Source organism: Pseudomonas sp. GL93 (assembly GCF_003408955.1).
Taxonomy (GTDB): domain Bacteria; phylum Pseudomonadota; class Gammaproteobacteria; order Pseudomonadales; family Pseudomonadaceae; genus Aquipseudomonas; species Aquipseudomonas paracarnis.
The window spans coordinates 1-6,631 of sequence record NZ_NKRF01000115.1; the positions used below are offsets into that span (position 1 = coordinate 1).

General features: G+C 54.8%; 6 protein-coding genes and 1 pseudogene. 2 read left to right on the forward strand and 5 right to left on the reverse strand.

The features are described from left to right. From CER19_RS24530 to CER19_RS24555, 5 genes and pseudogenes are all read right to left on the reverse strand, one after another. Positions 1-221, reverse strand: a pseudogene (locus CER19_RS24530) (PAAR domain-containing protein); the annotation flags it as partial. 121 nt (positions 222-342) lie between these two features. Further along, positions 343-732 (reverse strand): hypothetical protein, encoded by a 390-nt coding sequence (locus tag CER19_RS24535; protein WP_116668298.1) that lies wholly within the window; start codon positions 730-732, stop codon positions 343-345. A 221-nt stretch (positions 733-953) separates the two neighbouring features. Continuing rightward, positions 954-1,343 carry a hypothetical protein gene (locus CER19_RS24540; protein ID WP_116668299.1) on the reverse strand — a complete coding sequence of 130 codons (390 nt, stop codon included), beginning with the start codon at positions 1,341-1,343 and terminating at the stop codon, positions 954-956. A gap of 518 nt (positions 1,344-1,861) precedes the next feature. Next, positions 1,862-3,274: a PAAR domain-containing protein gene (locus CER19_RS24550; RefSeq protein WP_116668301.1), complete on the reverse strand. Its 1,413-nt coding sequence runs from the start codon at positions 3,272-3,274 to the stop codon at positions 1,862-1,864. A gap of 81 nt (positions 3,275-3,355) precedes the next feature. Further along, positions 3,356-3,841, reverse strand: coding sequence for a hypothetical protein (locus CER19_RS24555; protein ID WP_116668302.1), 486 nt, complete (start codon positions 3,839-3,841; stop codon positions 3,356-3,358). Positions 3,842-4,090: 249 nt separating this feature from the next. On the opposite strand from CER19_RS24555, the gene xylA reads away from it, so the two are divergent. Next, positions 4,091-5,407, forward strand: a complete 1,317-nt coding sequence (gene xylA / locus CER19_RS24560; RefSeq protein WP_116668303.1) for a xylose isomerase — start codon at positions 4,091-4,093, stop codon at positions 5,405-5,407. Positions 5,408-5,508: 101 nt separating this feature from the next. Then, on the forward strand, positions 5,509-6,510 hold the full coding sequence (gene xylF, locus CER19_RS24565; protein WP_116668304.1) for a D-xylose ABC transporter substrate-binding protein: 1,002 nt from the start codon (positions 5,509-5,511) through the stop codon (positions 6,508-6,510). Positions 6,511-6,631: the final 121 nt, after the last annotated feature.

Consider the following 6,631-nt stretch of genomic DNA (forward strand, 5'->3'; position numbering starts at 1 on the left):
CCGATGTAACCACCTGCCTTCATATACTTCGTGGCACGGCTGACCGCCTCCACATGAGCGGCATACCCCGGAATCTGCCCCGGCCCACCCGCCTTGTCCCAGTGATGCACCAAGCTGCGACTGGATATACCCAGGGCGGTTTTCAACTTGGGGTGATCGCCCAAGGTGGTCTGCTCGCGCAGGCGGGTGGAGTTGAGCAGATGAGCATCCAACTGGTTCATCAACCGCTGGCGATCAGTAAAGAACTGCGATGACCTAAGGTGCCCGTGCTGCCGATAGCTGTCCTGATGCAGACGATGTATGGAGATACAGAAGGCGGCCTCATTATCTGTCAATCATCAATTATTTCATTTTCAGCAATATGCCCACGACAATAATCCAGGTAAAACCGACGATTTTCATCGCTGCATCAATGACCAAAAGACGTTTCAGGTAGAGCGGAAAGTTTTCAAGATCAACAGGATTTACATCTCCAGTTCGGATATACGCTTTTGACCATGTGACCATTCCTGCGATTTTCGCTATTTCCAAAAGAGACCAAATCACGCCCCGTCTCCCCAAACTTGGCCCCCATAGATAAATGTAGCGGCTATTCTTCAGGGCTTCCTTCATGGCATCCAAGTGACGGTGGCTCAGGTAAAGAGTGTATGCAGTGCTCACAACCCCAAGAATAATTGGCCCCCCAGTCACAAATATCGCAACCCAAGGTGACCAAGTGTCGATACTGGTCATGGTTGAGAAACCTCATAAATTTTATCTCCCAAATACTCGCCCCCTCCACCACCATAAGTCGTACCCACCCAAGCGCCAGCTCCTATTACTGTCGCTACGCAGATTATTCCTCCTATACCAGTGGTAGCACCTAGCGCCACACAGATCGGGCCACTCGCATATTTGGCTAGCCCTCCGCCGAAAACACCACCATAGCGGGCCTCGGAGGAGGCCCGCTCAACTTACCTAAATTCCACCAACATGGCTGCAACTGCGGCCCAAAAGACGGAACCGATCAACATCATCATATTGATGGTCAACAGACGTTTTAGATGAGGGGGGAAATTTTCAAGATCGCCTGGGTCCAGTTCTCCGATGCGAATAGACGCCTTCGGCAACGTCACCATTCCGGCAATTTTTGATATTTCCAGAAGCGACCAGATTACCCCCCTCTTTCCCAGGCTTGTTCCCCAGATATAAATAAAACGACTGTTTTTTAGCGCATCCTTTATAGAGTCCAAGTGTCGACGACTAAGGCAAAGACTAAAAGTAATGCCAGCAGCGGCAAGTAAAATCGGCCCCCCTGTAACGATGATTGCGATCCAGGGAGGCCACGTATCGATACTGGTCATAGTTCTGGACTCGTAAATTTTTTCATTCTTCAGGTTTGCCTCGGCGTACCCACCGGAACCTAGTGATGCATCAGGCTACGAATTGGAAACGCCGAGGGCTTTTCAAGTAAGGGGTGTCGCCCCTTCAAACTACTTAAACTTCAGTAGTACAGCTACGATAACAAGCCAAGTAAAACCAATGACTTTCACAGCCGTATCAATAATCAGCAGACGCTTTAGGTAGGGTGGAAAGCTTTCAAGATCAGCAGCGTTTACATCCCCAATTCGGATATACGTCTTCGACCACGTCACCATTCCTGCGATTTTCGCTATCTCCAACAGGGACCAAATCACACCTCGCCGCCCCAAACTCGGCCCCCATAAGTAAATGTAACGGCTATTCTTCAACGCGTCCTTCATGGCGTCCAAGTGACAGCGGCTCAGATACAACGTATATCCAATGCTTATAATACCCAGCAAAAAAGGACCACCGCCAACAATCCAAAAAGCGTACCAGGACCTCCAGAACTCCTCCTCAGTCATGGTGCAGTTTTCTCGTACAGAATTTCTCCACCTAGTTCCCCTCCCATCCCACCAGCAGTCGTGCCCACCCATGCACCAGTTCCTACCAGTGCCGCAGCACAAATAACACCTCCTATACCTGTAGAGATACCTAGCGCCAGGCAAACAGGACCACTGGCCTGTAAACCTATCCTGCCACCCCAAGCACCACCAACAGTAGAAAGGCCAAATTTTCCCCCTTCAGTAAACTTAACCTTTTTACACGCTGCCTCAGAATCCCTATTACACACCTGTTGAATTGCCAACAATGAAGACACACTGCCAAGACCAATCCCGATGTAACCACCTGCCTTCATATACTTCGTGGCACGGCTGACCGCCTCCACATGAGCGGCATACCCCGGAATCTGCCCCGGCCCACCCGCCTTGTCCCAGTGATGTACCAAGCTGCGGCTGGATATACCCAGGGCCGTTTTCAACTTGGGGTGATCGCCCAAGGTGGTCTGCCCGCGCAGGCGGGTGGAGTTGAGCAGATGAGCATCCAACTGGTTCATCAACCGCTGGCGATCAGCAAAGAACTGCGGTGACCTAAGGTGCCCGTGCTGCCGATAGCTGTCTTGATGCAGGCGTTCCATGGCCTGCAGCGTATCGCGCAAGTTGTTCAGGTGCTTTTCCATCACCACCGCACTGACGCCTAGCCAGGTTGAGGTATGGCCGACGAACCCAGCGATTTCAGCTCCATGGCGATACAGAAAGTCGGCCTCGTCGGGTGTCAGCTCATCCAGCGATGCGCTGACGTGTTGTGCAGCCTGCATCAGTTGCGCTTCCTGATAGGTGCAGGAGGTGTTTTTCGGATCGCTGAGCACGATCATCGAGCCGGCTTTGACGTGGCCTGTGTTGGGATTCAGCGATTGAAACTTGCGCATTACTGCCGGCTCGAGCCTCGGAAAAAGTGTGGCTTCCAGCGCCTCGCGGGTCATGCTCTGGGGCACGATATAGAAGCCAGGCTCCTGGCCGTGCGCACCATTTAATGTTGTTGGCACTGCATGAGCTGATGGCACGTAACCAGATTGACGCGGTGCTGCAGGGCTGCCGTTTACAGCTGATGTATTCGATGGTGCAACTCTCTGGCCCATGGGTGGTGCGGCGCTCCGGTTTACGTAGGTGGCCGAGTACACCGAGGGAATCAAGCGAGCTCGACAGGGGCAACTGCTGAAGCTGTCCAGCGTGCCGGCCACACGTTTTCCATGACTTTGAATATGGGAAATGCCGCCCAGAATCTGGTAAGTCCCTGCATGTTTCCCGCACGTCACTCGGTCACCTTCGCGAGCGTGGAGAACACCATGCATATTAACCCTGGCGTCACCGTCGAGAATCTTGCCGCCGCATGTCGTTTTATCACCCAGACCCACAAAATGTCCTTCACTCATACACTTGCCCTTTTAGAAATTTGATTCACGCTCAAAGCGCGGCATAAAAAAACAACACCCTCTATAAAGCCTTTTTAATACTTACTTATGCACTGCGACCAAAAAGTCTTCTGCCTTTTGCACACCTTTACGCTCGATGAGTACTGCCAAGCCTTGAGGCGTATTGATAATTTCGTCACCGTTGCTGAGCGTGCTACCAACAAGCGCAAGATAACTGTTGGGTTCACCCGCAGAGGTTTCGATGTACGCCGTAGTTCCGTCGGAGTACGTGACGCAGTCGCCTTTATGTGCAGCGCGCACCCGTGAACCGTCTGCCAGTTTGAACTCAATCCCCGACGTGGTTGTTTTAATGACTCCACCGTTACGTGTCTGGCTGCCCTCGGTTGCTATTCGATAAATTGCAATAGCCGGATGAGCCTTATTTTGGGCATCTCGTTCATTAATGATCTTCAGCGCTTGTTCGCTGAAACCCGAACGTTGCTGCTCGGAAAACACAGGCATGTCTAACTCACTTAAAAAATCAGCCGACACTTCATTGGTATATAGCAAGGCGTGTGATGCACTCATCTTTATATTCCTTATTCTCTGCTTAGTTCGCCGCCCTCGCCTATTCACATCAAGGCAATGACTGGCACCCCAAACTTTGAAGAGGCATATCCCCACCGTAAAGTCAGACGTTTCCCTAAATCCTGTACTCCCTGAGCCGTTCTCAGCTCTTCACTCAAAATCGCACTCCCCTTTGGTGATTTTCATAATCAGCCGCCCAGGCGCCGTTGCTAGTATCCAGACACCGCCCAGAACAATAAGGAAAACCCCATGCCGTACTTCCCCGGTGTCGAGAAGGTGCGCTTCGAAGGCCCTGCCAGCACCTCTGCCCTCGCTTTTCGTCACTACGACGCCAACAAACTGATCCTCGGCAAGCCCATGCGGGAGCACCTGCGCATGGCGGCTTGTTACTGGCATACCTTTGTGTGGCCGGGGGCGGATATGTTTGGGATGGGGACGTTCAAACGCCCTTGGCAGCGCAGTGGCGATCCGATGGAGGTGGCCATCGGCAAGGCCGAGGCGGCGTTTGAGTTTTTTTCCAAGCTGGGCATCGACTACTACAGCTTTCATGACACCGATGTGGCGCCCGAAGGCAGCTCGCTTAAGGAGTACCGCAACCACTTTGCGCAGATGGTCGACCACCTGGAGCGCCATCAGGAACAGACCGGCATCAAGCTGCTGTGGGGCACCGCCAATTGCTTCAGCAACCCGCGTTTTGCCGCTGGGGCCGCGAGCAATCCTGACCCAGAGGTGTTCGCCTTCGCCGCCGCCCAGGTGTTCAGCGCGATGAATGCCACGCTGCGGCTCAAGGGCGCCAACTACGTGCTGTGGGGTGGCCGTGAAGGGTATGAAACCTTGCTCAACACCGACCTCAAGCGCGAGCGCGAACAGCTCGGGCGTTTTATGCGCATGGTGGTGGAACACAAACACAAGATCGGCTTTACGGGTGACCTGTTGATCGAGCCCAAGCCCCAGGAGCCGACCAAACACCAATACGATTACGACAGCGCCACCGTGTTCGGCTTCCTGCATGAGTACGGCCTGGAACACGAGATCAAAGTGAACATCGAGGCCAACCACGCGACGCTGGCCGGGCACAGTTTTCATCATGAGATCGCCACCGCCGTGTCGTTGGGGATCTTCGGCAGCATCGACGCCAACCGTGGCGACCCGCAGAACGGTTGGGACACCGACCAGTTCCCCAATAGCGTCGAGGAGATGACCCTGGCCACCTATGAAATCCTCAAGGCCGGCGGGTTCAAGAACGGCGGCTATAACTTCGACTCCAAGGTGCGCCGCCAGAGCCTGGACGAGGTGGACCTGTTCCACGGGCATGTCGCCGCCATGGATGTGCTGGCCCTGGCGTTGGAGCGTGCGGCGGCGATGGTGCTGGACGACCGCTTGCAGCAGTTCAAGAACCAGCGCTATGCCGGCTGGCAGCAGCCATTGGGCCAGGCGGTGTTGGCTGGGGAGTTCAGCCTGGAATCATTGGCTGAACATGCCTTTGCCAACGCGCTGGACCCACAGGCGGTGAGTGGGCGCCAGGAGATGCTTGAAGGCGTTGTGAATCGGTTTATCTATCGGTGACATTTGCACGACAAATCTCTGCACAGAGCGTCGAGTGGCGCTCTACAGTTCAACCCGCACCACGCTGTGTCTTTCCAACAACAATAAAAGGACGCACCACCATGAAATCATTCAAACCTGCCCTGCTCGCCGCAGCCCTGGCGCTGCTCGCCCTGCCGGTGATGGCCGACCCTGCGCACCCGAAAATCGGTTTTTCCATCGACGACCTGCGCCTGGAGCGCTGGTCCCGCGACCGTGATTACTTTGTCGCCGCCGCGGAAAAGCTCGACGCCAAGGTCTTCGTGCAGTCTGCCGATGCCAACGAACAGAAGCAGATTGCCCAGATCGAAAACCTCATCTCCCGGGGCGTCGATGTGATCGTGATTGTGCCGTTCAACGCCACGGTACTGACCAACGCAGTGGCTGAAGCCAAGAAGGCCGGGATCAAGGTGGTGTCCTATGATCGCCTGATCCTCAACGCCGACATCGACGCCTACATTTCCTTCGATAACGAAAAAGTCGGCGAGATGCAGGCCAGCGGCGTGTTGCAAGCGGCGCCCAAGGGCAATTACTTCCTGCTAGGCGGCGCGCCGACGGACAACAACGCCAAGGTGCTGCGCGAAGGTCAGATGAAGGTGCTGCAACCGGCCATCGACAAAGGCGATATCAAGATCGTCGGCCAGCAATGGGTCAAGGAATGGAACCCCACCGAAGCCTTGAGCATTGTCGAAAACGCCCTGACCCGTAATGACAACAAGATCGATGCCATCGTCGCCTCCAACGACGCCACCGCCGGCGGTGCGATCCAGGCCCTGGCTGCACAGAAGCTGGCGGGCAAGGTGCCGATCTCCGGCCAGGACGCTGACCTCGCGGCGATCAAGCGTGTGATCGATGGCACCCAGACCATGACCGTGTACAAACCGCTCAAGCTGATCGCCACCGAAGCGGCCAAGCTTTCGGTACAACTGGCGCGCAGCGAAAAGCCTACCTACAGCTCGCAATATGACAATGGCAGCAAACAGGTCGACACCATCCTGCTCACCCCGACGCCCCTGACCAAGGCCAATATCGACGTGCTGGAGAAGGACGGGTTCTACACCAAAGAGCAGATCGCTGGGCAATGATAACTGCCTCGATAAAACCTCGCCCCCTGTAGGAGCGAGCTTGCTCGCGAAAAACCCGAGAGCGCCGCGTTTATCCAGGAAGCGCGCATTATCGTTGACGTTTTTCGCGAGCAAGCTCGCT

Bases quoted from the DNA above. Each gene is read 5' to 3' on its own strand.
- CER19_RS24535 (WP_116668298.1), bottom strand. From the start codon at position 732: ATGACCAGTATCGACACTTGGTCACCTTGGGTTGCGATATTTGTGACT.
- CER19_RS24540 (WP_116668299.1), bottom strand. From the start codon at position 1,343: ATGACCAGTATCGATACGTGGCCTCCCTGGATCGCAATCATCGTTACA.
- CER19_RS24550 (WP_116668301.1), bottom strand. From the start codon at position 3,274: ATGAGTGAAGGACATTTTGTGGGTCTGGGTGATAAAACGACATGCGGC.
- CER19_RS24555 (WP_116668302.1), bottom strand. From the start codon at position 3,841: ATGAGTGCATCACACGCCTTGCTATATACCAATGAAGTGTCGGCTGAT.
- xylA (WP_116668303.1), top strand. From the start codon at position 4,091: ATGCCGTACTTCCCCGGTGTCGAGAAGGTGCGCTTCGAAGGCCCTGCC.
- xylF (WP_116668304.1), top strand. From the start codon at position 5,509: ATGAAATCATTCAAACCTGCCCTGCTCGCCGCAGCCCTGGCGCTGCTC.